General features: G+C 61.0%; 16 protein-coding genes, 1 tRNA gene and 1 pseudogene. 5 read left to right on the top strand and 13 right to left on the bottom strand.

Annotated elements, in window-relative coordinates; translation table 11 throughout:
* Window positions 1-142: 142 nt before the first annotated feature.
* Complete coding sequence (locus ACMDB8_RS03440; RefSeq protein WP_056728266.1) at window positions 143-2,467, top strand: TonB-dependent receptor; 2,325 nt, start codon at window positions 143-145, stop codon at window positions 2,465-2,467.
* A gap of 222 nt (window positions 2,468-2,689) precedes the next feature.
* Window positions 2,690-5,218: a PepSY domain-containing protein gene (locus tag ACMDB8_RS03435; RefSeq protein WP_223542500.1), complete on the top strand. Its 2,529-nt coding sequence runs from the start codon at window positions 2,690-2,692 to the stop codon at window positions 5,216-5,218.
* 134 nt (window positions 5,219-5,352) lie between these two features.
* Here the strand turns inward: ACMDB8_RS03435 and ACMDB8_RS03430 are convergent, their stop codons facing one another.
* From ACMDB8_RS03430 to ptsP, 4 genes are all read right to left on the bottom strand, one after another.
* Window positions 5,353-6,894, bottom strand: a complete 1,542-nt coding sequence (locus ACMDB8_RS03430; RefSeq protein ID WP_223542501.1) for an alkaline phosphatase D family protein — start codon at window positions 6,892-6,894, stop codon at window positions 5,353-5,355.
* 87 nt (window positions 6,895-6,981) lie between these two features.
* Entirely contained in the window at window positions 6,982-8,721 is a 1,740-nt protein-coding gene (locus ACMDB8_RS03425; protein WP_223542502.1) for a PTS fructose-like transporter subunit IIB, read from the bottom strand.
* 11 nt (window positions 8,722-8,732) lie between these two features.
* The gene (pfkB, locus tag ACMDB8_RS03420; RefSeq protein WP_056728261.1) at window positions 8,733-9,674 is read right to left on the bottom strand and encodes a 1-phosphofructokinase; all 942 of its coding nucleotides are present in this window, start codon (window positions 9,672-9,674) and stop codon (window positions 8,733-8,735) included.
* Entirely contained in the window at window positions 9,674-12,535 is a 2,862-nt protein-coding gene (gene ptsP / locus ACMDB8_RS03415; protein WP_223542503.1) for a phosphoenolpyruvate--protein phosphotransferase, read from the bottom strand. The genes pfkB and ptsP overlap by 1 nt, the downstream gene beginning before the upstream one ends.
* Before the next feature lie 290 nt (window positions 12,536-12,825).
* Between ptsP and cra the strand changes: the two genes are divergently transcribed.
* A complete protein-coding gene (gene cra / locus ACMDB8_RS03410; RefSeq protein WP_223542504.1) occupies window positions 12,826-13,821 on the top strand; it encodes a catabolite repressor/activator in 996 nt (331 codons plus the stop codon).
* Window positions 13,822-13,824: 3 nt separating this feature from the next.
* Window positions 13,825-14,604 (top strand): TatD family hydrolase, encoded by a 780-nt coding sequence (locus ACMDB8_RS03405; RefSeq protein ID WP_056728257.1) that lies wholly within the window; start codon window positions 13,825-13,827, stop codon window positions 14,602-14,604.
* Window positions 14,605-14,742: 138 nt separating this feature from the next.
* Here the strand turns inward: ACMDB8_RS03405 and ACMDB8_RS03400 are convergent, their stop codons facing one another.
* The 4 genes and pseudogenes from ACMDB8_RS03400 to ACMDB8_RS03385 all read right to left on the bottom strand — a co-directional run.
* Window positions 14,743-16,773 (bottom strand): methyl-accepting chemotaxis protein, encoded by a 2,031-nt coding sequence (locus ACMDB8_RS03400; RefSeq protein ID WP_056728254.1) that lies wholly within the window; start codon window positions 16,771-16,773, stop codon window positions 14,743-14,745.
* A gap of 279 nt (window positions 16,774-17,052) precedes the next feature.
* The gene (gene ampE, locus ACMDB8_RS03395) at window positions 17,053-17,889 is read right to left on the bottom strand and encodes a regulatory signaling modulator protein AmpE (RefSeq protein WP_056728252.1); all 837 of its coding nucleotides are present in this window, start codon (window positions 17,887-17,889) and stop codon (window positions 17,053-17,055) included.
* Entirely contained in the window at window positions 17,886-18,446 is a 561-nt protein-coding gene (gene ampD / locus ACMDB8_RS03390) for a 1,6-anhydro-N-acetylmuramyl-L-alanine amidase AmpD (RefSeq protein WP_056728251.1), read from the bottom strand. The genes ampE and ampD overlap by 4 nt, the downstream gene beginning before the upstream one ends.
* Before the next feature lie 173 nt (window positions 18,447-18,619).
* Window positions 18,620-19,906, bottom strand: a pseudogene (locus ACMDB8_RS03385) (DUF1631 family protein); the annotation flags it as partial.
* 262 nt (window positions 19,907-20,168) lie between these two features.
* Here ACMDB8_RS03385 and nadC point away from each other — a divergent pair.
* Window positions 20,169-21,017, top strand: coding sequence for a carboxylating nicotinate-nucleotide diphosphorylase (gene nadC, locus ACMDB8_RS03380; RefSeq protein WP_056728249.1), 849 nt, complete (start codon window positions 20,169-20,171; stop codon window positions 21,015-21,017).
* Between the two features lie 52 nt (window positions 21,018-21,069).
* On the opposite strand, the gene ACMDB8_RS03375 is transcribed toward nadC, so the two are convergent.
* The 5 genes from ACMDB8_RS03375 to truB all read right to left on the bottom strand — a co-directional run bounded on the left by ACMDB8_RS03375 (window position 21,070) and on the right by truB (window position 25,365).
* Complete coding sequence (locus tag ACMDB8_RS03375; RefSeq protein WP_056728247.1) at window positions 21,070-21,375, bottom strand: DUF6388 family protein; 306 nt, start codon at window positions 21,373-21,375, stop codon at window positions 21,070-21,072.
* A gap of 133 nt (window positions 21,376-21,508) precedes the next feature.
* Window positions 21,509-21,584, bottom strand: a tRNA-Thr gene (locus tag ACMDB8_RS03370).
* A gap of 138 nt (window positions 21,585-21,722) precedes the next feature.
* Window positions 21,723-23,828, bottom strand: a complete 2,106-nt coding sequence (gene pnp / locus ACMDB8_RS03365; protein ID WP_007915263.1) for a polyribonucleotide nucleotidyltransferase — start codon at window positions 23,826-23,828, stop codon at window positions 21,723-21,725.
* 206 nt (window positions 23,829-24,034) lie between these two features.
* On the bottom strand, window positions 24,035-24,304 hold the full coding sequence (gene rpsO / locus ACMDB8_RS03360; RefSeq protein WP_015093441.1) for a 30S ribosomal protein S15: 270 nt from the start codon (window positions 24,302-24,304) through the stop codon (window positions 24,035-24,037).
* Between the two features lie 143 nt (window positions 24,305-24,447).
* Window positions 24,448-25,365: a tRNA pseudouridine(55) synthase TruB gene (gene truB, locus ACMDB8_RS03355; RefSeq protein ID WP_056728245.1), complete on the bottom strand. Its 918-nt coding sequence runs from the start codon at window positions 25,363-25,365 to the stop codon at window positions 24,448-24,450.
* Between the last annotated feature and the right edge of the window lies 1 nt (window position 25,366).

Genomic DNA, 25,366 nt, shown 5'->3' with positions numbered 1-25,366 from the left:
TCTGACGAATGAGTCAGCAGAAACCGTAAGGTTAAATTGTAAAGATTGTAAATTCAGTGCGAATAGTAATGTTTCGCAATTGTTACAAATACTTATTTACACTATATTCCGCGGCCTCAAATCCTTGGGGAGGGGAATTCAAATGTCGCGTCAACAACCACAAGTACCGGTCAGTTCACCACGTCTGCTCGCATCGGCCATCGGCATGGCGATAACTGCCGGGTCTGCGGGCCACATGGTTTTCGCGGCGGAAAAAACCGACGAAAAAGCCCCCGACAAAGTGATTTCGCTGGGCGCCACCGCCATCACCGGCGAAGCCCAGGACGAGACAACCTACAACGTAGAGAAAGCCTCCTCGCCCAAGTACACCGCGCCGCTGATCGACACGCCGCGCTCGGTAACCGTCATTCCGCAACAGGTTCTCAAAGACACCGGCGCCCTCAATATGCAGGACGCGCTACGCACCGTTCCTGGCATCACTTTCGGTGCCGGTGAAGGTGGCAACCCCCAGGGTGATCGTCCATTCATCCGCGGCTTCGACGCCCAGGGCGACACTTACCTGGACGGCGTGCGCGACACCGGTTCCCAGAGCCGCGAAATCTTCGCCGTTGAATCGATCGAAGTCAGCAAGGGCCCGAACTCCGCCATCGGCGGCCGTGGCGCTGCGGGCGGCAGCATCAACCTGGTCAGCAAGAAAGCTCACCTGGGCGACTCGCTCGACGGTGGTTTCACCTGGGGTTCCGACCAGACCCAGCGCTACACCTTTGACGGCAACTACCAGTTCACCGATACCGCCGCCGGCCGTCTGAACCTGCTGAGCCACGAGAGCAACGTCGCCGGACGTGACAGCGTCAACTACGACCGTTGGGGTGTTGCACCGTCCCTGGCCTTCGGCCTGGGCACCGACACCCGCGTCAACCTCGACTACTACCACCTCGAAAGCAACGACCTGCCGGACTCGGGTATTCCGTACAGCATCCCGACCGGAGGCTCGGCCGCCCGTACCAAATCCAACCCGGACAAGCCGAATGACGGCGGCGACAGCAGCAATTTCTATGGCCTGACCGATCGCGACTTCCGCAAGACCCGCACCGACACGGCGACCTTCGCCATCGAGCACGACCTGAGCGACTCGCTGACCATCAAGAACACCCTGCGTCACGGCTCCAGCATGCAGGACTACATCCTGACCCAGCCTGACGACAGTAAAGGCAACGTCAACAACGGCAGTGTCTGGCGTCGGGCGAACACCCGCGTGAGCAACACCGAGACCACCACCAACCAGACCGACCTGTTTGGTGATGTCTACATCGCCGGATTCAAGAACAGCTTCTCCACCGGTGTCGAATACACCCATGAGGAAAGTGAAAAATCCTCGTACAACGTCAACACGGACACCACCCCGGGAACAGCAGCGGTAACCACCAACTGCTCGCCGGCAATGATCGGCGCGCCAAGCGGTTACAACTGTACCTCGCTGTCCAACCCGACCCCGAATGATCCGTGGAGCGGCGCCATCTCGCGCAACTATGCGGGCACCGAAACCAAGGCCAACACCTACGCATTGTATGTGTTCGATACACTGACGTTGTCCGAACAGTGGCTGGTGAACATGGGGCTGCGCTACGACCATTTCGACACCGACTACAAAACCTTCAACGGTTCCAGCGTGACCACGTCCAAAGGCGATGACACCAGCGAATTCGTTACCGGTCAGTTCGGCGTGGTGTACAAACCAGCCGAAAACGGCAGCATCTATGCGTCCTACGCGACATCTGCCACGCCACCGGGCAACACCCTGGGCGAAGGTTCGGAAGGCAACCCGCTGGGCGGCACGCCGGATCGCAACGGCAACCTGCTGAAAAGCGACATGGAGCCGGAAACCACCAAGAACTACGAGATCGGCACCAAGTGGGACCTGCTGAATGATCGTCTGTCCCTGACCGCCGACATCTTCCGCACCGAGAAAGAAAACGCTCGTGTGCAGACCAACACCACGACGTACGAAAACGTCGGCAAAACCCGCGTTCAAGGTGTCGAACTGTCGGCCACCGGCAAGCTCACCGACAAATGGCAGGTCTTCGCCGGTTATGCCTACATGGACAGTGAACAAGTCGATGGCGGCGACATGCCGGCAAACAAAGCCAACGATGGCAACGAACTGCCTAACACGCCGAAAAACAGCGCCAGCCTGTGGACGACCTATCAGGTCACGCCAAGGCTGACCATCGGCGGCGGTGCGTTCTATGTCGATGACGTGTTCGGCAGTGCCGCCAACACCACCATGGTCGATTCCTACGTTCGTTACGACGCGATGGCGGCCTACAAGCTGACCAAGAACGTCGACCTGCAACTGAACGTGCAGAACCTGACCGACGAAACCTACTACGACAAGGCGTTCTCGACTCACTTCGCCAACCAGGCGGCCGGTCGTACCGCTTTGCTGAGCACCAACTTCCACTTCTGATCGTAGGAGCTGCCGGAGGCTGCGATCTTTTGATCCTGATGTTTAGCGAAGCTTAAATCGCCAAAAATCAAAAGATCGCAGGCTTCGCCAGCTCCTACATTGGGCAGGGCCCCGTTCATCCACATGAACGGGGCTTTTGTGCGTAAAAAAGAATGCTTCTCGACAACCCCACGGCATAATGCGCGCCGTGATGAATCAACTTGAACGAACAAGGCGAGCGACGTGTTGAAGAAAACCCTGTTCCAGTTGCACTGGTTTTTCGGCATCAGCGCCGGGCTGGTCCTGGCCCTTATGGGCATCACCGGGGCGGCGGTGTCGTTTCAGGATGAAATCCTGAGCACACTCAACCCGTCTGTATTGCAGGTCGAAAAACAGGTCGCCGGTGTGCTGCCGCCTGTCGAGCTGGTGGAGCACATCGAAGCCGTGTCGGGCAAAAAAGTCTCGATGCTCACGGTGGAAACCGACAGCGGCAACGCCGCCAAAGTGTGGTTCACCCCGCCGCCGGGTGAGCGCCGTGGCGAGATGCGCTACTTCGACCCGTACACCGCCGAGTTCCTTGGCGATGCCTCCGGCCAGGGCTTCTTCGGCCTGATGCTGCAACTGCACCGCTTCCTCGCCATGGGCGACACGGGTCGGCAGATCACCGGCGCGTGCACGCTGATCCTGGTGTTCTTCTGCCTGTCCGGCCTGTACCTGCGCTGGCCTCGCCAGTGGAAAAGCTGGCGTGCCTGGCTGACCCTGGACTGGAAGAAAAAGGGCCGCAGTTTCAACTGGGACCTGCACTCGGTGGCCGGTACCTGGTGCCTGGTGTTTTACCTCCTGGCGGCGCTGACCGGGTTGTCCTGGTCCTACGAGTGGTACAACAAGGGACTGACCCGCTTGCTCTCCGACTCACCGCAGAGCGAACGCGTTCGCGGCGGACGCGGGCCTGCGCCAAGCGGTCCGGCACCGACGGCCGATTACGCGGCGATGTGGAGCAGCATCTACAGCGCGGCCGGCCCGCAACTCAGTTCCTATAACGTGCGCATGCCGCCCGTGGCCGGTCAACCGGCGACCGTGTTCTTCCTGCTGAAAACTTCGCCTCACGACCGCGCCCTGAACCAGATCACCCTCGACCCGGCCACCGGGGTGGTCAAACGGGTGGATCGCTACAGCGACAAGAGCCTCAAGGCGCAGTTGCTGACCAGCATCTATGCGCTGCACGTTGGCAGTTACTTCGGCATCGTCGGGCGCATCCTCCTGACCATCACCTCACTGACCATGCCACTGTTCTTCATCACCGGCTGGATGCTGTACCTGGATCGTCGGCGCAAAAAACGCCAGATCAAGGATGCGCGCAAAGACCTGGTGCAAACCGCCAGCGACGCGCCGGCGTGGCTGATCGGCTTCGCCAGCCAAAGTGGTTTTGCCGAGCAACTTGCGTGGCAGACCGCCGGGCAATTGCAGGCTGCAGGCTTGCCGGTCAAAGTGCAGCCGTTGGCGGACGTCAGCGAGCAGGACTTGCATGAATCGAACAATGCCTTGTTCGTGGTCAGCACCTTCGGCGACGGCGAAGCACCGGACAGCGCCCGCGGTTTCGAGCGCAAGGTACTGGGCCGGGCACCGAGCCTGGGACGCCTGAATTATGCCGTCCTTGGGTTGGGCGACCGGCAGTATCAACACTTCTGCGGTTTCGCCAAACGCCTGCATGCCTGGTTGGGCGAACAGGGTGCAAAGACCCTGTTCGCCCCGGTGGAGGTCGATAGCGGTGACCCTTACGCCTTGTGCCACTGGCAACAGCAACTGGGCCTGTTGACCGGCCAGGCCCCCGTTGATACCTGGCAAGCGCCCAGCTACGACAACTGGACCCTGCTGCATCGTGAACTGCTCAACCCGGACAGCAGCGGTTCGCCGGTGTACTTGTTGGGCCTCAAGCCGCCTTCCACCAGCAGCTGGCTGGCGGGCGACCTGGTGGAAGTGATGCCGCGCAATTGCCCGTGGGCCATCGAGCACTTCCTCGACGGCATGGGGATCCACGGTGAAACCAAGGTGCGACTCAACGGCCTGGAAGAAACCCTCGAACAGGCCCTGGCCAGCCGCCAGTTGCCGGAGAACCGCGCCCACCTGGTCGGCCTGCACGCCCAAGCGTTGGCAGAGGCCCTCGTGCCGCTGGCCATGCGCGAGTACTCCATTGCGTCGATCCCGGCCGATGGCGTGCTGGAGTTGATCGTGCGTCAGGAAGTGCATGCCGACGGCAACCTCGGTGTCGGTTCCGGCTGGCTTACCGAACACGCGCCGGTGGGCAGCGCCATCAGCCTGCGCGTGCGGCGCAACAGTGGTTTCCATCTGCCGGCCCAACCGGTGCCGATGATCCTGCTGGGCAATGGCACGGGGCTGGCCGGGTTGCGCAGCCTGCTCAAGGCCCGGATTGCCGATGGTCAGCAACGTCAGTGGCTGCTGTTTGGCGAGCGCCATCGCGAGCACGACTACCTGTGCCGAAAGGAGCTGGAGGAGTGGCTGATCAATGGTGACCTGGCGCGTCTCGACCTGGCATTTTCCCGCGACCAGGCCGAAAAGATTTACGTACAGGATCGTCTGCGTGAATCGGCAGCCGAGCTCAAGACGTGGCTGGAGGATGGTGCGGTGATCTACATCTGCGGCAGCCTTCAAGGCATGGCTTCGGGCGTGGACCAGGTACTCAACGAAGTGCTGGGCGCCGACGAAGTGGAGCGCCTGATCGAACAGGGCCGCTACCGCCGCGACGTGTACTGATTCACTGAGTTCCCTGTGGGAGCGAGCTTGCTCCGGGCGGCGTTCCGACGATGACTGTTTTACATTCAACAAATCTGTTGGCTGTCAGACCGCAATCGCGAGCAAGCTCGCTCCCACAGTGGCTTGAATGTTGGTCAAACCAGCTGCAACTTGCGCTCGAATACGGACACCCCGTCCAGATCCCGCAACACCACGCTCAACTCCCCCGTTTGCCCATCGATATTCACCTCGCCAAAAAACTGAAAGCCGGCAAACGGCGAGACGTTCTGCGCGGGCGGCGCCTTTTCGAACACCACTTCGGGGCCGAAGGTCTTATCCAGCGGATTAGGCCCGAAGCTACCGGCATTCAACGGTCCGGCGACGAACTCCCAGAACGGTTCGAAATCCTGGAACTCCGCCCGATCCGGGTGGTAATGATGGGCCGCGCAGTAATGCACATCCGCAGTCAGAAACAGGAAATTGCGCACCTGCTGCGCCCGCAGGAAACCGAGCAATTCAGCGATTTCCAGTTCACGCCCCTGGGCCGAGCCTGGGTCACCGTTGGCCACCGCTTCCCAGCGCGCGACACCGGGGCTGACTTCGCCGTCGGGTACGCCCAGGCCAATAGGCATGTCGGCGGCGATGACTTTCCATTGCGCATTCGACGCCTGCATTTCGCGCTGGAGCCAGTCCAGTTGTTCACGCCCGAGGAAGGGTTTTTCAGCGCCCAGGTTGTCATCGTTGGCACCGCGATAACTGCGCATGTCGAGTACAAATACATCGAGCAGCGGGCCGTAACCGAGCTTGCGATAGATCCGCCCGCCACCATCGCCGCTCTGCAAGCGCATTGGCGCGTATTCGAGCCAGGCCTGGCGTGCGCGGCCCACCAGGCTGTGGATATCCTTGTCCTGGTAACGCGCATCCAGCTGCTTGCCCGGCGACCAGTTGTTCACCACTTCGTGGTCGTCCCACTGCCAGATCTGCGGGACCTCGGCGTTGAAGCGACGGATGTTTTCGTCCATCAGGTTGTAGCGATAATTGCCGCGATACTCATCGAGGGTCTCGGCGACTTTGCTCTTGGCTTCGGTGGTGATGTTGCGCCATACCCGGCCGTCTTCCGTGGTGAGCTGCGCCGGGATCGGGCCGTCGGCGTAAATGGTGTCGCCGCTGTGGATAAAAAAGTCCGGCAGGCGCAGGCGCATTGCTTCGTAGATGCGCATGCCGCCAATGTCCGGATTGATGCCGAAGCCCTGGCCGACGGTGTCGCCGCTCCAGACGAAACGGATGTCACGGCGGGTTTGCGGCACGCTGCGCAAGTGACCGAACCAGAGTTCGCTGGCAACGCCGCTCTGGGCGTCCTCGAACTGCACGCGATAGAAAATCGCCTGATCGGCGGGCAGCCCGGTGAGTTCGACCCGGGCTGTGAAATCGGTGCGTGCATCGGCCAGGGGCGAGACGAATCGCCGAGGGTTGGGAAACAGGCTGCGGGTGTCCCACTCCACCACCATCCGCGCAGGGCGGTCGCAGCGGCTCCAGATGATCGCCCGGTCGCCCAGCAGGTCGCCGGACTGCACGCCGTCGGTGAGTTGCGGCCGATCCTTGACCGAAGCGATCACCGCCGGCGCCAGCCCCGGCAACAACAGCCCGGCGCCGACCGCTTGCATGACACGACGGCGCCCGAGGTTGAAATCGCTCATGGTGTTCTCCCTGAAAAAGGAAAAACTAAAGCATGGCCCTATGACCCTGGCATGACACAGATCCCGCCAACACCACAGTTAATGGTGTCAGGCCCTGGCCGGCTCCAGTGCCAACTCCACCATCTCCGGCCGTTTCACCAGCGCATACACCACCGCCGTCAACAGGCTCCCCGCCACAATCGCCAACAAATAAAGCAGCGCATGGTTGATCGCATTCGGGATCGCCAACACGAACAACCCACCGTGGGGCGCCATCAGTTTGCAGCCGAAGTACATCGACAACGCACCGGTCAGCGCACCGCCGGCGATGCTCGCCGGAATCACCCGCAGCGGGTCTTTGGCCGCAAACGGAATCGCCCCTTCGGAGATGAAGCACAGCCCCAGCACCAGCGCCGCTTTACCGGCTTCGCGCTCGGTCTGGGCGAACTTGCGCCGGGCAATGAACGTGGCGATGCCCAGACCGATCGGCGGCACCATGCCGGCCGCCATGGTCGCCGCCATCGGCGCGTAGCTCTGCGACGCCAGCAAGCCCACCGAGAACGCATAGGCTGCCTTGTTGATCGGCCCGCCGAGGTCGACGCACATCATGCCGCCCAGCAGCACACCGAGCAGAATCGCATTGGTGGTGCCCATGCTGTCGAGGAAATGCGTAAGCCCGGCAAGCATCCCGGCGACCGGCTTGCCGACCACGTAGATCATCACCAGCCCGGTGAACAGACTCGCCAGCAGCGGAATGATCAGGATCGGCTTGAGCGCCTCGAGACTTTGCGGTAACCGCGCATATCGGTTGATCGCCTTGGCCGCATAACCAGCCAGAAAACCGGCGATGATCCCGCCGATGAAACCGGCGCCCAGGGTGCTCGCCAGCATACCGCCGATCATCCCCGGCGCGAGGCCAGGACGGTCGGCAATGGAATAGGCGATATAACCCGCCAACAGAGGCACCATCAGCTTGAACGCAGTGTCGCCGCCGATCTGCATCAACGCCGCCGCCAGCGTGCCCTCTTCCTTGAATGCAGTGATGCCGAACACGAACGACAAGGCGATCATCAAGCCGCCGGCCACCACCATCGGCAACATGAACGACACGCCGGTCAGCAGGTGTTTATAGACGCCCGTCTTCTCTTGTTTGGCCGTTGTCTTGGCGGTGCTCGAAGCGCTTTCCTGCTGGCCTTCGGCCAGGGCTTTTTTCAAGGTCGCTTCAGCTTGTTTGAGAGCAATGCCGGTGCCGCAGCGATAGATTTTCTTACCGGCGAAACGCTCGGTGGCGACTTCGATATCGGCCGCCAGCAGCACCACATCGGCTTCGGCAATGGCTTGCGCGCTCAACGGATTGCGCGCACCGACCGACCCCTGGGTTTCCACCTGCAGGTCATAGCCCAGGCGCTTGGCCGCTTGCTGCAAGGCCTCGGCGGCCATGAACGTGTGAGCGACACCCGTCGGGCACGCGGTGACGGCCACCAGTCGCGGCGCGTTCTCGACGACCGCCACCGGTTCGACGACGGACACTTCAGCGGCGTAAACCTGAGCCTCCTGCGCTCCTCGCTGCAGCACGGCTTCCACATCCTGCAGGGCCTGGGCCGGAGTGCTCTGGAACAGCCGCTTACCGACAAACCGCGACATGTCCACGGGCGCGCTGGTCACCAGCAGTACCCACTCGGCCGCATCGAGGGTGGCCGCCGACAGTTGTTTTTCGGGATGCGCGGCATCTGTGACTTCGACGCTGGTGCTCCAGCCCTGGCGCTGGGCCGCGGCATCGAGCAGCCGGGCACACAGCACACTGGTGACCATGCCGTTCGGGCAGGCCGTAACGATGGCTAACTTCATGACAAACCCTCTTATTGTTCTGTCAGGGGACGCACGCGCACACCCTGTTCGAGCTGCGCCAGTTGCGCTGCGTCGCCAATGCCGAATCCGATCTGGGTCACTGCCATCGCGGCAATCGCCGTGGCGGTGCGTAAGGTCTGCTCAGGCGTATCGGCACTGAGCAAACCGTGGAGCATCCCAGCCAGCAACGAATCACCCGCGCCCACCGTGCTGGCGACGCTGACCTTGGGTGGCGTGGCATGCAGTGCCGAACCGACGCTGAACCAGTTCACACCCTCGGCACCATGGGAAATCACCACATGCTCGATGCCCTGAGCGTGCAAGCGCTCCGCCGCCAAGGCCTGGGCACTGACCGACACAACCTCGCAGTCCAGCACCTCGGCCAGCTCTTCGGTGTTGGGTTTGATCAGCCACGGCCCCGCTTTCAGCGCTGCACGCAGCGCCTCGCCGCTGGTGTCGAGGGCGACGTTCAGCCCCAGGTTTTTCAAGCGCAAGATCAACGCCTGCAACCATTGAGCACTGACGCCCAATGGCAAGCTTCCGGCGACAACCACCGCATCGTGGCCCGGGGCAATCTGCTCCAGTCGATCGATCAAGGCCTGCTGCGCCGCTTCGCTGACCTGCGGCCCCGGCCCGTTGATGTCGGTGATGCGCCCTTCGCTTTCCGCCAGTTTGATATTGCTGCGGGTCTCGCCCGGAACACGGATAAAGGCATCGACAAAACCGCGTTTGGCGAACAATGTTTCGAACGCTTGCAGGTTGTCTTCGCCAAGAAAGCCACTGACGGTCAGCTGATGCCCGAGGTCCGCCAGCACTTGCGCCACGTTCACGCCTTTGCCGGCGGCGTGGGTGTGCATCACATCGCTGCGGTTGACCTGGCCGGCTTCAAGGCGCGGCAACTGGACGGTCAGGTCCAGCGCCGGGTTGAGGGTCAGGGTAAGAATCCGGGCCATTACAGGGCCTCCACTAATGCGCGCACTTCATTGGCGCTGCCCACGGCCAGGGCCTGTCGGGCAAGGGTTTGAGTCTGAGTGAAGTCCAGTTCGCGAATCCGCGCCTTGACTTCGGCAATGCTGCGCGCCCCGACGCTGAGTTCATCCACCCCGAGGCCGACCAGCACCGGCACTGCCAGCGGGTCGGCCGCCAGCTCACCGCATACACCGACCCATTTGCCGTGGGCATGGGCCGCGCGCACGGTGATGTCGATCAGTTGCAGCACCGCCGGATGCAAGCCATCGGCCTGGGCCGACAGCGTCGGATGGCCACGGTCGATGGCCAGGGTGTATTGGGTCAGGTCGTTGGTACCGACGCTGAAAAAGTCGACCTCCCGGGCCAGCACCGGCGCCAGCAATGCCGCCGACGGCACTTCGATCATGATCCCCAATTGCAAGTCGGCGACCGGGATTTCCCGGCGCAGGCGTTCGGTCATGTCACGGGCCTGGCGCCACTCGTCGACGCTGCCCACCATCGGGAACATGATCCGCAGCGCACGGTTATCGGCAGCCCGCAGCAAGGCGCGCAGTTGCGCTTCCATGATCTGCGGGCGCTGCAGGGTCAGGCGAATGCCGCGCACGCCGAGGAAGGGGTTCTCTTCCTTCGCAATCGGCCAGTACGGCAGCGGTTTGTCGCCACCGACATCGAGGGTGCGCACCACCAGCGGTCGCCCGGCCAGACCGTCGAGGACGCGGCGGTACTCGATTTCCTGGGTCGCCTCGTCGGGCGCTTGCGGGTGGGCCATGAAAATCAGTTCGGTGCGCAACAGGCCTATGCCTTCGGCGCCCTGCTCCACCGCGCCGGTCACGCCAGCGCTTTCACCAATGTTGGCGAACACTTCGACGGCGTGGCCATCGGTGGTCAGCGCCGGTTGATGACGCCGTTCCGCAGCCGCCTTCAAGCGCTGCTCGCGGGTATCGCGTTCGACCGTGGCGCGCTGCAAGGTCGCCGGGTCAGCGTCCACATGCAGGCGACCACGCTGGCCATCGAGCAGCAACGGCGTGCCCGGCGCCAGCAGCAACACGCCGGGGCCGGCGCCGACCAGTGCCGGAATGCCCAGCGCCCGGGCGACAATCGCACTGTGCGCAGTTGCGCCACCCCGGGCGGTGAGAATCCCCGCCACGCGAGCGGGGTCCAGACGCGCGACGTCGGACGGGCCGACCTCGTCCATCACCAGAATGTACGGTTGGTCCGGTTCACTCGGGGTTTCGATGCCACTGAGTTGCATCAACACCCGACGCCCGATATCGCGCAAGTCGGCCGCTCGCTCGGCGAGCAAGGCATCCTGCAATGCTTCCTGCTGCCGGGCCGCCGCTTCAATCACGGCCATCCACGCCGCCTCGGCGCTTTCGCCCTGCTTGAGGCGCGTATCGACCTCATCAGTCAGTTCCGGGTCGTCGAGCATCTCCTGGTGGGTGATGAAGATTTCGCGGATGGCTTTGCTCTTGCTGCGCTCGATCAGGCCCTGGATGTCACGGCGTACCTGCGCCAGGGCTTGCTGGAGACGCTCACGCTCGATGCCGGCGGATTCGCCACGCAACGGGTAACCGATGGTTTGCAGCACTTGAATATGCGCCGGGCCGATAGCGATCCCTGGAGCGGCGGCAATCGCCTGAACCACGCTGCCGGATATCGGGGCGAGGACCACTTCAGCCATATCGGCAACCACTTCGTGCACCTGGCTTACCGGCGGCAGCGGTTCGATTTCCTCACCGAGGCCTTCTTCGATGGCGGCCAACAAGGCCGGCAACGCATCCGCCGCGATGCCCGGTTCGGCGATGATTTCCAGGACCTGCCCCCGACGGGCGCCGAGGCTGAGCAACTTGCTCAAGCTCTTTACCGATACCGCGCTGTCGTGGCCATCGACGATGCGCACGCGGATGTCACCTTCAAAACTCTTTGCCAGTTGCGCGAGGATTTTCGCCGGCCGCGCATGCAGACCGTGGGCGTTGGCCAATGCAATTCGTGCGCTGGGCCAGTCGGCGGGCACTTCACCACCGAGCACTTCGAGGACTTTGCGACTGCTGGTGGCGCGGCCCAACTCATGGCCACGTCCTTCGATCAACAACGCGCACAGGCGTTCGAGCAGGGCTTGATGGGCCTCACCGAGACTGGCCAGGCAGAACAGTCCATTGAGTGGCTGGCCGAGATAGCGCAGCGGTCTGTCCGGGGTGACAAAGGCCAGGCCCGGACGCTTCACCGTCTGCTCGCTGTGCAGCCACCACAGGCCATCGCCCAGGGGCAGCGCTTCGACCTGTTGCAACACGGCGGAGAAACCGTTGCTCACGCAGTCGGCCTGCCGCAACAAGCGTGCGCCGCGCCAGACCAGCTCTTCGAAATCTTCAGCCGCCACACCGAGGCCGATCATCTGCGCATCCAGCGCCAACTCCTGCGGCGCGCCTTGGAGCAACTTCAGCAAGGCTTCGGCGGAACCGGCGCGACGCAGGGCCTGGCCCAGATCAGTCTCGCCGAGGGCGCGGGTGAGCAATTGCAAAAGATGCAGATGCTCATCGGATTTGGCGGCGATACCGATCGCCAGGTAAACGATATGACCGTCGCCCCAGTCCACGCCATCGGGAAACTGCATCAGGCGCACACCGGTGGTGAACACCAGGTCGCGGGTTTCGGGCGTACCGTGGGGGATGGCAATACCTTGACCGAGAAAGGTCGAGCCCTGGGCTTCCCGTGCCTGCAAACCGGCGAGATACCCCTCGGCAACCAGGCCGTCGGCGACCAGATGCCGGGCCAGCAATTGCAGCGCTGCGGACTTATCCACAGCCGATTGGCCTATGGAAATCTGCTCTACAGTGAGCTCGAGCATGCTTTCTCCTTTTTGGCGCCTTGGGGCACCAGGTATTGTTTTGAATGAGTCAGCTTAGGCGCTTGGTCATCGCTTTTGGCGGTTTCACGGCAGAACCGGCCAAAGGCGCCTAAAACGTAGAAAATACGCCTGCTGAAACGTTTAATCTAGATCGATTGGCACGTTACTCGATATTGGCCCATCCTTGAAGTCCAACTTGTCGGATGCGTTGCGACAATGGTCGCCTGCCTTAATCGGTTAGGATTGACGAAAATGTCGAGGCAATCTCGAAAAAACAAGGAAACAGCGGGTTGAAACTCAGTGATATCGCCCAGTTGGCCGGTGTGTCCGTCACCACCGCCAGCTATGTCATCAATGGCAAGGCCGAACAACAGCGCATCAGCAGCGCTACCGTCGAACGCGTGCGCGCGGTCGTCGAACAACATGGCTTCACGCCTAACCCACAGGCTGCCGGTTTGCGCAGCCGGCACACCCGCACATTGGGGTTCATTCTGCCGGATCTGGAAAACCCCAGTTACGCACGAATCGCCAAATTGCTGGAGCAAGGTGCGCGGGCCCGGGGCTATCAGTTGCTGATCGCCAGTTCCGACGATGCACCGGACAGCGAACGGCAACTGCTGCAACTGTTCCGCGCCCGGCGCTGCGACGCACTGATCGTTGCCAGCTGCCTGCCGGCCGGCGACGACAGTTATCGCCAATTGCAGGCCAAGGGCATTCCGATCATCGCCATCGACCGGGTCATGGAACCCGAGCATTTCTGCTCGGTGATCAGTGACGACCGCGAGGCCAGCCTGCAACTGACCCGCAGCCTGCTCGATCCCTTGCCCAAACAGATCGCGCTGATCGGCGCCCGCCCGGAGCTCAGCATCAGTCAGGAACGCTCCGCCGGCTTCAAAGAGGCGCTCGCCGGGTTCAACGGTGAGGTGCTGATCGAAGAAGGTGAGTCCTTCAGCCGCGAGTGCGGTAAACAATTGATGGAAGAGTTGCTGCAGCGCCTGGGCCATTTGCCCGATGCCCTGGTGACCACATCCTACGTGCTGCTTCAGGGCGTGTTCGATGCGCTGCACGACTTCCCGCTGAAAAACCGCCCGCTGCGCCTCGGCACGTTCGGCGACACCCAGTTGCTGGACTTCCTGCCGCTGCCGGTCAACGCCATGGCCCAGCAACACCAGCTGATCGCCGACAAGGCCCTCGCGCTGGCCCTGGCAGCCATCGAGCAGTCGGATTACCGGCCCGGCGTGCAAGCCATCGCGCGCACGTTCAAGCAGCGTATTCGCCAGGACTGAACCGTGGAGCTGATCGACACCCACACCCATCTGGACTTTCCAGACTTCGACGCCGACCGTCAGGCCCTGCTGGCCGAAAGCCGCGCCCTCGGAGTGCGGCGGATGGTGGTGCTGGGGGTTTATCAGGCCAATTGGCAGCGGGTCTGGGAGTTGGTGCAGAGTGACCCCGACCTGCACGCCGCGTTCGGATTGCACCCGGTGTACCTGGACGATCATCAACCGGAACACCTGAGCGAGCTCGGCGACTGGCTGACTCGCCTGGCCGGCCATCGGCAACTGTGTGCGGTCGGCGAGATCGGCCTGGACTACTTCATCGAAACCCTGGACCGCGACGGCCAGCAGGCGTTGTTCGAGGCGCAATTGCAATTGGCGGCGGATTTCGACCTTCCGGCCTTGATCCATGTGCGGCGTAGCCATGCGGCGGTGATTGCCACGCTCAAACGGTTTCGCCTGAAACGGGCCGGCATCATCCACGCCTTTGCCGGCAGCAAGGAAGAAGCCCGGGAATACATCAAGCTTGGCTTCAAACTGGGCCTCGGCGGTGCCGCGACCTGGCCGCAGGCGCTGCGCATGCACCGCGTGCTCGCCGAGCTGCCACTGGATTCTGTGGTGCTGGAAACCGACTCGCCGGACATGGCCCCTGCCATGTTCCCCGGCCAGCGCAACAGCCCCGCACACCTGCCAGCGATCTGCGCGGCACTGGCCGACATCATGGCAATCAGCCCCGAGCAATTGGCCGCGGCCAGTACGGCCAATGCCTGCGAGTTGTTTAACTGGTCATGACTGCCAGCACCCGCCAACTGTGGGAGCGGGCTTGCCCGCGAAGACGGCGGCACATTCAACATCAATGTGACTGAAAGATCGCTTTCATTGGATCGCCGCCCGGAGCAAGCCCGCTCCCACAGGGTACCGAGGAGAATTTCAGACCCGGAATGCGCTGATCAACTGCTTCAACTCCACGACCTGGGCCGACAACGCCCGGCTGGCATCTTCGGTCTGATGTGCGCCTTCAGCGGTACGCTCGCCGGCGCGATTGATCTCGACGATGTTCTGGTCGATGTCGTGGGCCACGGCGGTTTGCTGCTCCACGGCCGCGGCAATCTGCTGGTTCTGGTCGACGATCATGCCGACCGCGCCCAGGATGTTTTCCAGCGCCCGCTGGACCTTCTCCGACTGCCCGACCGTGCCGCTGGCCATTTCATGGCTGGTGCCCATGGCCTTGACCGCCGCGCCGACACCGCCATGGAGCCTGGCGATCATCTGCTCGATTTCTTCGGTCGATTGCTGGGTTCGTTTGGCCAGGGTCCGGACTTCATCGGCTACCACTGCGAAACCACGCCCCTGCTCGCCGGCCCGTGCCGCCTCGATGGCGGCATTGAGCGCCAGCAGGTTGGTCTGCTCGGCGATACTCTTGATCACTTCGAGCACGCGGCTGATGGACTGGCTGTCGCTGGCCAGTTGGTTGATCACCAGTACCGATTGATCGATCTCGTTGGCCAGCGCGGCAATGCTGCCTTGTTGCGACTCCACCAGGCCGCGGCCACTGATGGTTTCATCGTTGACACTGTGGGCACTGCTCACCGCCGCGGCGGCACTGCGCGCGACCTCCTGGGATGTGGCCGACATCTGGTTCATGGCCGTGGCCACTTGTTCGATCTGCGTGCGCTGCCCGGCGACGGCCTGGTTGCTTTGCGCGGAAACGCTTTCCACTTGCCCGGCCTGACGCTCGACTTCACTGACGGTCTGCCCCACCCGCTCGATCAGGTCATGGATTTTTTTCACGGTGCCGTTGAACACCTCGCCCAACTCCCCCAGCTCATCACGGCTATGGGCGCTGAAGGTCACGGTCATATCGCCGGCCGCCACCTTGTCCATCACCGCGCCCAGGCGCTTGAGCGTGGTGCGGGTCGAGACGTAGAACGCGCCGTAGAGATAAAAGATCAACACAAACACGACTGACAGCGCCACGGCCTGCAAGACCATGTGCGTGCGGTTCTGCTCCAGGCGTTGCTGCAACTGCGGGCCCAGATACTTCAGGGTGGCTTCGTTGAGTTGGTAGGTCTGGTCCATCAGGGCGCTGACCTGATCGTAAAAACCCTGCCACGGCGCGTCGAGGGTATCGGCCATGACCACTTGTTCTTCGAACAGCTCGCTGGCTTTCTTCAAGGATGCCCGGCTGCTATCGGCCTGAGCGGCCAGGTTATCGCGTGCGGCTTTGCTGGAACCCAGGGCATCCTGCAACTTCAGGCCATACTCGGCCTGGAGCTTTTCAATCTGCGCCAGCAACTCATCGAAACGGGTACTCGAAGCCGAGTTGATGAACCCCTGCCCCAACGAGTAAGACCCCATTGCCCGACCTTCGCCCAGGAGCTGGGTGACTCGTGGCGTGACGAGGGTGACGAGCTCACTCAACTGGCGCATGTCGCTCTGGTTGTCGCGACTGAGGCCGGACTGACTGGTGATGAGCTGGCTGAAAATCTGCGCGCTGCCCACCAGCTTGCCGATCAGGGCACTTTTGCTTTGCAGGGAGTTTTCCGTTTGCTGGGCCTTGAACGCGGCGATCATTTCATCGCGTTTGCCATCAAACACCGCGACCTGCTCCGGGTCGCTGGTCATCGCCGCCAGCCCTTGCAGGCGAGTCAGAATACTCTGCTCAAGGGCGCTGATCTTCGATTCGACATTGCCGGCCTTGCCGGATTGGCCGAGGCTGACATTGATCTGCACCAGGTTGTTCAGGGTTTCCAGATCACGCCGCAACGCCAGGCTGCTGCCCAACAGGTCGAGACTTTGCAGTTCGATGCGCGTGCCCTGGAATTCGCGGTAGGAGTCACGCACCAGATAGAAGTTGGTCACCAGCATCGGCACCAGGAACAGTACGCTGATCAGGCTGAACTTCATGCCGAAGCTCAGGCGGTTCATCAGTGCGACAGCGGGATAGAGCAAGCTCTTCACTGGATGTCTCCCTTCAGTTTCTTATTTTTTTTATTGGCAGGCGCAGACAGACGGCAGATAGCCACTATTCGACGCTATCTCTGTATAACTTAAATCGGCAGGAGGTTTTGTAACTTAAGGTTAACGACAGCGCGAAGCCCTACGACCAAGTAATCGCCCCTGTGGCGAGGGAGCTTGCTCCCGTCCGGCTGCGCAGCAGTCGTTGTTGAATTGAATGGGGGGCGACTGCGTCGCCCAGCGGGAGCAAGCTCCCTCGCCACAATGGCTCTGACTGCTGGACTAATGCAGGACCGTCCACAACGCAAACCCGGCATACCAGAGCACCGCCGCACGTAGCAGCAGCGCCCAGATACGGTCCAGATTGTTGATACCTTCCACGCCAGCCACCGGCGCCGGAATTTCACCGGCCACCAGCCCGACTTTCACGATCAATTGCGCGGCGCTGATATTCCAGTTCAGCAGCTCATGCAGCATGACCCGACTGACCGCGACAAAATTGCCGACCAACGCCAGGCTCGCCGCCAGAAGGCGCACCGGCAACCAGTCGAAGGCGTGACGCAGTTGCCCGGCGCGCTCGACCACCGCCGGGTTTTTCCCGTGCTCTTCGGCCAGCGCCAGCAGGCGATAACTCAGCGCCGCGACCGGACCCAACAGGAAGTACCAGAAAATCACCGCGAAAAAGCTCTGGTAGGCCTCCCACAGCAAATGCCCTTCGACCTGTTCCAGTAGCTGTTCACCATTGTCTGCGCAGATATCCAGGTCGCGCTTGGCGACATGGGCCGCCGCTTGCAGGTCCTCCCGACGCCAGGCATCGCGGAACGGCCCGAGATCGCCCAGCAGATCACCGCGCCCCAGGCTGTAGATCACCACCAGCAAATGAATTGGCAACGCCAACAACCCATAGGCCACCGGCTCGATGACAACCAGCAGCAAAGCCAGCAACGCCACCGGCAACAAGACCAGTGCCGCCAGCACCAGCCATGGTCGGTTCGAAAGTCGCGGGCTGGCTTCAAGCTTGTTCAGCTCGTGTGTCCAGCCATTATCACGCTGAACCCGATGGCGCAGGGCCGAGAACTTCTCGATCCACACCGCCAACAGCAACACCAGAAAACTCATCGTCCTTCCTCTTGTGCCAGGGCGGCACGATAGCGTGCCCAGTCGAACGCCGGCCCTGGATCGGTTTTGCGCCCCGGTGCAATGTCACTGTGCCCGCAGATGCGCTCTGTGGTGATTGCCGTGAACGCCTGTTGCAACTGGCGGGTCAGGGCTGTCAACGCGCTGTATTGCGCGTCGGTGAACGGCAGATCATCCGTGCCTTCGAGCTCGATGCCCACGGAAAAATCGTTACAGGTTTCCCGCCCCTCGAAGCACGAGACACCCGCATGCCACGCACGCTCAAGGCACGAAACAAACTGGGTGACAGTACCGTCTCGCTCGATCAGAAAGTGCGCCGACACCCGCAAATCCGCGATCCCTTCAAAATAGGGGTGTTCGGTGACATCCAGACGATTCTGGAAAAACTCCTGCACCTTGCCGGTGGCGAACTGCGCCGGCGGCAGGCTGATGTTATGGATCACCAGCAGGGAAATTTCGCCTGTGGGGCGCGCATTGAAGTTGGGTGAGGGGCAGACATGCGCACCCTGAATCCAACCGCTCGCGGGGTCCAACTGCATACCGATTCCTTCAATGTCGACAGTATTGGCACAGTATGCCGCGATAATCCCCCGGGGCGCGATCACTTGCCGCGATTGAGACGCTTTAGGTTGCCGATCACCGACTCCAGTGCCCGCTCGAACAGCAAGGTATCGTCAAGCATTCGCGCCACGCCGTTGCGCAGCTCCGGGGCCAGCTCGGTGCGGCTGCGCTCGTCCTGGGTAAACGCGAGAAAATCAGCCAGCAATTCGGAAAATATCGCCGGGTCATCGACAAAGTCATTCAACAGGCGCTGTACGACCTGGTCGATGCGCACGTAGAGGCTGTCACGGTCATGATCGTCACAGGCTCCCCACCCCATGGCCGCGTTGGCGATTTCGTTGAGCAGACGTCGCGCCGGATGACTGCTGCGGCTGAAGAAGCTCTTGTCGAGCAGCGCCACCTTGACCAGTGGAATCTGCAATCGGCCGACCAGTGCCTTGAGGGAGTCCGGCAGGTTGCGATCATCGAGCATGCATTCGAAAAGCAGGGCGACCAGGTTGATCACATCCTCATCGGCCTCCCCGAAAACCCGCGACCTGCCGCTTTTGACGCTGACCCGGGTCAACAACAGTTCGAGTTGGTTGCGCAGATCGAAATCATCGACGGCCGCCGGTGCCGGCACGTATTGCTGCAAGTGCGAAAGCAGGCGCAACAGATCTCGCGTGGAAATCGGATCGGGGCCCTCGTCGGTCAGTCCGCCCGTGACGCTTTGGTCAGGTCGGTCCGTGGTGCGACGCACCGGGGCCGGTTTCAGGTCGGGCAACACACCGGTGGCGAGCAGCAACTGATTGGCTTCTGCGTAAAGCTGATCGACCTCGCTGAGGACATAGCGCTCAAACAAAGTGAGGATGATCAGCTTGACCTTGATCTCCAGCCCCAACTGGCGTGCGGCTTGCAAAAAGTACTCGCAGAACATCGCCGGACCCAGGGGATTGTGCAGATCGCCCGGCTCCTTGCCCAACAAGGCACAGAGCCGGGCCGTCAGTTGGTCCAAGGCGAAACCGTCGCGGTCCAGCACCCGGTTGACCATCGCTTGCACCGCGACCGTGCGCTCGCGCTCGTCATCGGGTTGCACCGTCGAGGTATTGGTATCCAGGGTCTGGGGCAAAGCCGCAAGCACGCTTTCGTATTGGGCGAGACGGATAAACGCGGCGAAAAACTGTTCGAGAAAAACCCGTTCGATGCTTTTGCGCTTGAGGCGCAAATCGCGCATCGCTTGAAAGAAGATGTTCTGTTCGACGTCACAGTGGGCGCGGTCGGCCATTTCGAAGAGGGTGTCGTCGGCGTTATCGAACAACGCCTGCAATCCGTGCCGCAGCTGTTGCGCGGCCTTGTCGCGAACCTGGAGAAGAATCGCCGGCAGGCGGGCGAGTGGCGAGTGAGCCACCTGGTCGGTAGTTGCCTTGTGCAAAGGCACTACATTCCCGTCGTTGTGCATTCGGTCTCCCAGGAACGGTTTTGCTTCGACTCGTCAAACTCATGACGTCAAATACAAGGCGGATTATCTTGAAAAGCTCCCCTTTGCGCCAGAAGACTCTGCATCAGCTCTCAAACAGGCGTTTGCTCGGCAACAATGAACAACGCGACAACGGCAGGGATTCGACCAAATGCAGGCGCCAGTGCCAACGTAACGCTCTGATGCCTTGGGTTGGTCCGTGCCATGGCCCTATAATCGAGCCACTTTGTTTGTGGAGTCCGTTATGCCGAATCTACGTCTCGCCGATCTGACCGCCGAAATCGAAGCCAACGTGCGCCGTGCGTTGCGTGAAGACATCGGCAGCGGCGACATCACCGCACAGTTGATCCCGGCCGAACGCCTGGCCAAAGCCACCATCATTACCCGCGATGCGGCCGTCATCAGCGGCACCGCCTGGGTGGATAACGTGTTTCGGCAACTGGACCCACGGGTGGCGGTGCACTGGCAGGTTGCCGACGGTGAACGGGTGACACCCAATCAGGTGCTGTTCCACCTCGAAGGCCCTGCACGTTCGCTGCTGACCGGCGAACGCAGCGCCCTCAACTTCTTGCAACTGCTCTCCGGCGTGGCGACCCGTGCGCAATACCTGGCGGACTTCGTGGCCGAGACTCAGGTCAAGCTGCTGGACACCCGCAAAACACTGCCGGGGCTGCGCCTGGCGCAAAAGTACGCCGTAACCTGCGGCGGTTGCCATAACCACCGCATCGGCCTGTATGACGCCTTCCTGATCAAGGAAAACCACATCGCCGCCAGCGGCGGCATCGCGCAGGCCATCGCCGCCGCGCACAAGATCGCCCCGGGCAAACCGGTCGAGATTGAAGTGGAAAGCCTGGATGAATTGAAAGAAGCGCTGGCGGCCGGTGCCGACATCATCATGCTCGACGAACTGAGCCTGGACGACATGCGCGAAGCCGTGCGCCTGAACGCCGGCAAGGCCAAGCTGGAGGCCAGCGGCGGGATCAACGAAAATACGTTGCTGCCCATCGCCGAAACCGGGGTGGATTATATTTCGATTGGTGCGATGACCAAGGATGTGAAGGCGGTAGACCTGTCGATGCGACTGAGCCTCTGATCGCGCCGCGCCGCATGAAAAACGCCAGCCTCTTCAAGGCTGGCGTTTTTTGTCAGACCACCAGATTGTTCATCTCGCAGTACTCTTCCCACTCGACGCCCAACACCTCGGCCGCTTCTTTGTGCAGCTTCAGGCGTTCTGCTTCGTATTCTTCCGGCGTTGAGGTGTACTTGAGCGTCAGCTCCCACGGCTGCAGGCCCTGGGCTTCCGCCTCGTCCTCGAAAGCCCATTGAATCTGGTCTTTCTGATCATCGGGACTCAGGTCCTTGATCTCCTCCATCAGATCCGGCACATCCAGCACGTACTTTTTCAGTGCTTCTTCGTGTCGGGCTTCTTGGGTCAATTCTTTTATTGTCATGGCGTTCTCGTTGATCTGGGGAATGGAAGATGGATCTGGATCATCAAGGATCTCTCTGACGCAAAAAAACCGTATCAAGCATGGTTTTTCTGGCCTTCAGAACCATTCGGGATCATCTGAAAACAAGTGTTGCTGGTGCCCGAGACAGGAATCGAACCTGCGACCTTCGCGTTACGAGTGCGCTGCTCTACCGGCTGAGCTACACGGGCGGTGGGCTAAACCTAGCACTGACTTCAGGGGCAGGCAACTTCCGGAACGTCTCAATTTCCTGCAGACAAAAAAATGCCCCACAGCTTTCACTGCGGGGCATTTTTTATAACGTTGAAGCGGTCAGGCGTGAGGCGTGATTAAACGCCCGAAGCCTTGGCTGCCGCCACGTCTTTGATGGACAGCTTGATACGGCCGCGGTTGTCCACGTCCAGTACCAGTACTTCCACTTCCTGGCCTTCTTTGAGGATGTCGGTCACTTTCTCAACGCGAGCATCGCTCAGCATGGAGATGTGAACCAGACCGTCCTTGCCCGGCAGGATGTTGACGAATGCGCCGAAGTCGACGATGCGCTCAACCTTACCGACATAGATCTTGCCGATCTCGGCTTCAGCGGTGATGCCCAGAACGCGCTGACGAGCAGCTTCCGCCGCTTCCTTGGTTTCGCCGAAGATCTTGATCGAACCGTCGTCTTCGATGTCGATCGAAGCCTTGGTTTCCTCACAGATCGCACGAATGGTCGCGCCGCCTTTACCGATGACATCACGGATTTTGTCGGTGTCGATCTTCATCGCGATCATGGTCGGAGCGTTGGCCGACAGTTCGGTACGCGACTGGCCGATGATCTGGTTCATCTGGCCGAGGATGTTCAGGCGCGCTTCCAGGGCTTGGCCCAGAGCGATTTCCATGATCTCTTCGGTGATGCCCTTGATCTTGATGTCCATCTGCAGCGCGGTGACGCCTTTGGCGGTACCGGCTACCTTGAAGTCCATGTCGCCCAGGTGGTCTTCGTCACCCAGGATGTCGGTCAGGACGGCGAACTTCTCGCCTTCTTTAACCAGACCCATGGCGATACCGGCAACCGGTGCCTTCATCGGCACACCAGCGTCCATCAGGGCCAGGGAAGCGCCGCAAACGGAAGCCATGGAGCTCGAACCGTTGGATTCGGTGATTTCCGAAACCACACGGATGGTGTACGGGAACACGTCGGCGGCAGGCAGCATGGCCGAAACCGAACGACGGGCCAGACGGCCGTGACCGATTTCACGACGACCAGCGCCACCCATGCGACCACACTCGCCCACCGAGAACGGAGGGAAGTTGTAGTGCAGCATGAACGGGTCTTTTTTCTCGCCTTCCAGGGTGTCCAGCAGTTGTGCGTCACGGGCGGTGCCCAGTGTCGCGACTACCAGAGCCTGGGTTTCACCACGGGTGAACAGAGCCGAACCGTGGGTCTTTGGCAGAACGCCGACTTCGATGTTCAGCGGACGTACGGTCTTGGTGTCGCGACCGTCGATACGTGGCTTGCCGTTAACGATGTTTTCGCGAACGGTGCGGTATTCGATTTCGCCGAAGGCTGCTTTGACTTCGCTGGAAGAAGGCTGGCCTTCTTCACCGGACAGCTTGGCAACGACCTGATCCTTCAGCTCGCCCAGGCGAGCGTAACGGTCGGCCTTGACGGTGATCGTGTAGGCCTGGGAGATCGCTTCGCCGAACTCGGCACGGATAGCGCCCAGCAGTTCGGTGGCTTCTGGCGCAGGAGCCCAGGTCCAGGTTGGCTTGGCAGCTTCAGCGGCCAGTTCTTTAACGGCGTTGATCACAACCTGGAACTCGTCGTGAGCAAACAGTACCGCGCCCAGCATCTGGTCTTCGGTCAGCTCTTTGGCTTCCGATTCAACCATCAACACAGCGTCCGAAGTACCGGCAACGACCATGTCCAGGCTCGAAGCAGCTTGCTGCTCGTAAGTCGGGTTCAGCAGGTAGCCGGTGCTTTCGTGGAAGGCAACGCGGGCAGCGCCGATCGGGCCATCGAAAGGAATGCCGGAGATTGCCAGAGCAGCCGAGGTACCGATCATCGCAGCGATGTCCGGATCGGTCTTTTTGCTGGTGGAAACGACGGTGCAGACAACCTGCACTTCGTTCATGAAGCCTTCGGGGAACAGCGGACGGATCGGACGGTCGATCAGTCGGGAAGTCAGGGTTTCTTTCTCGGAAGGACGGCCTTCGCGCTTGAAGAAACCGCCAGGGATCTTACCGGCAGCGTAAGTCTTTTCCTGGTAGTGAACAGACAGAGGGAAGAAGCCCTTGCCTGGATCGGCTTGTTTTGCACCGACTACGGTCACCAATACGCTGACGTCGTCGTCAACGGTGACCAATACTGCGCCGGAGGCCTGACGGGCGATACGGCCAGTCTCGAGGGTAACGGTCGACTGACCGAACTGGAATTTTTTGATTACCGGGTTCACGGTGTCCTACCTTCTTTGTGGCTCTTGGGGGAACTGGTTTCTTGCGAAATTCTTGGGCAATGTCGGGAATCGGCCCGACCGGTTTGTCCAGGTGCTACTCAGGCAAAGCAGGTATCCAGATAAAACTTGAGGCTGGGAGCCTGCCATGCGCCAACGGGAAACCCGCTGGTGCACGACAGACAACCAACCTCTAGCGCAATCGCTTATTAGCGACGCAGACCCAGGCGACCGATCAGAGTCTGATAGCGACCCAGATCCTTGCCTTTCAGGTAGTCCAGCAGCTTACGACGCTGGTTAACCATGCGGATCAGACCACGACGGGAGTGGTGGTCTTTACCGTTGGCCTTGAAGTGACCTTGCAGTTTGTTGATGTTGGCGGTCAGCAGTGCAACTTGCACTTCTGGCGAACCGGTGTCACCAACAGCTTGCTGGTAGTCAGCTACGATTTGAGCTTTTTCTTGAACGTCGAGAGCCATGAGGCAATCCTTTTATCAGGAAACTGTTTGTCGAAAAACAGTTTCAACAGGCCAGGGACAAATCCCTGTATCTAAAAATGAGTAGTGACCGTGCCTGTTGACAGCCACCCTCGCCAGCCTGCTGTTACACAGACTGGTTTCGGTCATTCTGACCGAATCAGTCGACGCGGCGCGATGCGCCCGTCTTCGCTCACTTCACCGATACCGATGAAGCGACCATTGTGATCCTGTACCCGCACCATGCCGAACTTCGGAGCATCCGGGGCACGTACCGGCTGGCCGTTGAGCCAGTAGAACGCACTCGCTTCCGAGAACTGCAACAGTGGCCAATCCAGCAGGCCGCTGTCCGATGGCATCAGGAAGCGATCGACCGCTTCGTTGCCGCCTTCGGCATGTACCGCTTCCAGCTCTTCGAGGGTAACCGTCTGCGCCAGGGTGAATGGCCCGGCCTGGGTACGTCGCAGTTCTGCAACGTAAGCGCCACAACCGAGTTGCTCACCGATATCCTCCACCAGGGTGCGGATATAGGTGCCTTTAGTGCAATCCACCGCCAGCCGCGCAGTATCACCTTCGAAGGCCAGTAATTCCAAGCGCGTAATAGTAACAGAACGCGGTTCGCGCTCCACTACTTCGCCTGCACGAGCCAGCTTGTACAGCGGCTGGCCATCACGCTTGAGCGCCGAGTACATCGGCGGTATCTGACTGATTTGCCCACGAAATTTCGGCAGTACAGCCTCGATATCGGGGCGACCAACGGTCACCGGGCGTTCCTGCAAAACTTCACCCTCGGCATCCGCCGTGGTGGTGGTCTTGCCCAGTTGCGCCAGGGTTTCATAACCCTTGTCGGAGTCGAGCAGGTATTGTGAGAACTTGGTGGCCTCGCCAAAGCACAGCGGCAACACGCCGGTGGCCAAGGGATCGAGACTGCCGGTATGACCTGCCTTTTCGGCGTTCAGCAACCAGCGAACTTTCTGCAAGGCCGCGTTGGAGGTGAACCCCAGCGGCTTGTCGAGAAGGATAATGCCGCTGACGTTACGACGGATACGTTTGACCTGAGCCACC

It is taken from the genome of Pseudomonas monachiensis (genome assembly GCF_047345015.1).
In the GTDB taxonomy this organism is placed as follows: Bacteria; Pseudomonadota; Gammaproteobacteria; order Pseudomonadales; family Pseudomonadaceae; genus Aquipseudomonas; species Aquipseudomonas monachiensis.
The sequence above is the reverse complement of the archived record's forward strand: the minus strand, read 5'-3'. Positions and strand labels throughout refer to the sequence as shown.

Coding starts and splice junctions, on each gene's coding strand:
- ACMDB8_RS03440 (WP_056728266.1), top strand. CDS start 143: ATGTCGCGTCAACAACCACAAGTACCGGTCAGTTCACCACGTCTGCTC.
- ACMDB8_RS03430 (WP_223542501.1), bottom strand. CDS start 6,894: ATGAGCGATTTCAACCTCGGGCGCCGTCGTGTCATGCAAGCGGTCGGC.
- ACMDB8_RS03425 (WP_223542502.1), bottom strand. CDS start 8,721: ATGAAGTTAGCCATCGTTACGGCCTGCCCGAACGGCATGGTCACCAGT.
- pfkB (WP_056728261.1), bottom strand. CDS start 9,674: ATGGCCCGGATTCTTACCCTGACCCTCAACCCGGCGCTGGACCTGACC.
- ptsP (WP_223542503.1), bottom strand. CDS start 12,535: ATGCTCGAGCTCACTGTAGAGCAGATTTCCATAGGCCAATCGGCTGTG.
- ampE (WP_056728252.1), bottom strand. CDS start 17,889: ATGAGTTTTCTGGTGTTGCTGTTGGCGGTGTGGATCGAGAAGTTCTCG.
- ampD (WP_056728251.1), bottom strand. CDS start 18,446: ATGCAGTTGGACCCCGCGAGCGGTTGGATTCAGGGTGCGCATGTCTGC.
- nadC (WP_056728249.1), top strand. CDS start 20,169: ATGCCGAATCTACGTCTCGCCGATCTGACCGCCGAAATCGAAGCCAAC.
- ACMDB8_RS03375 (WP_056728247.1), bottom strand. CDS start 21,375: ATGACAATAAAAGAATTGACCCAAGAAGCCCGACACGAAGAAGCACTG.
- rpsO (WP_015093441.1), bottom strand. CDS start 24,304: ATGGCTCTCGACGTTCAAGAAAAAGCTCAAATCGTAGCTGACTACCAG.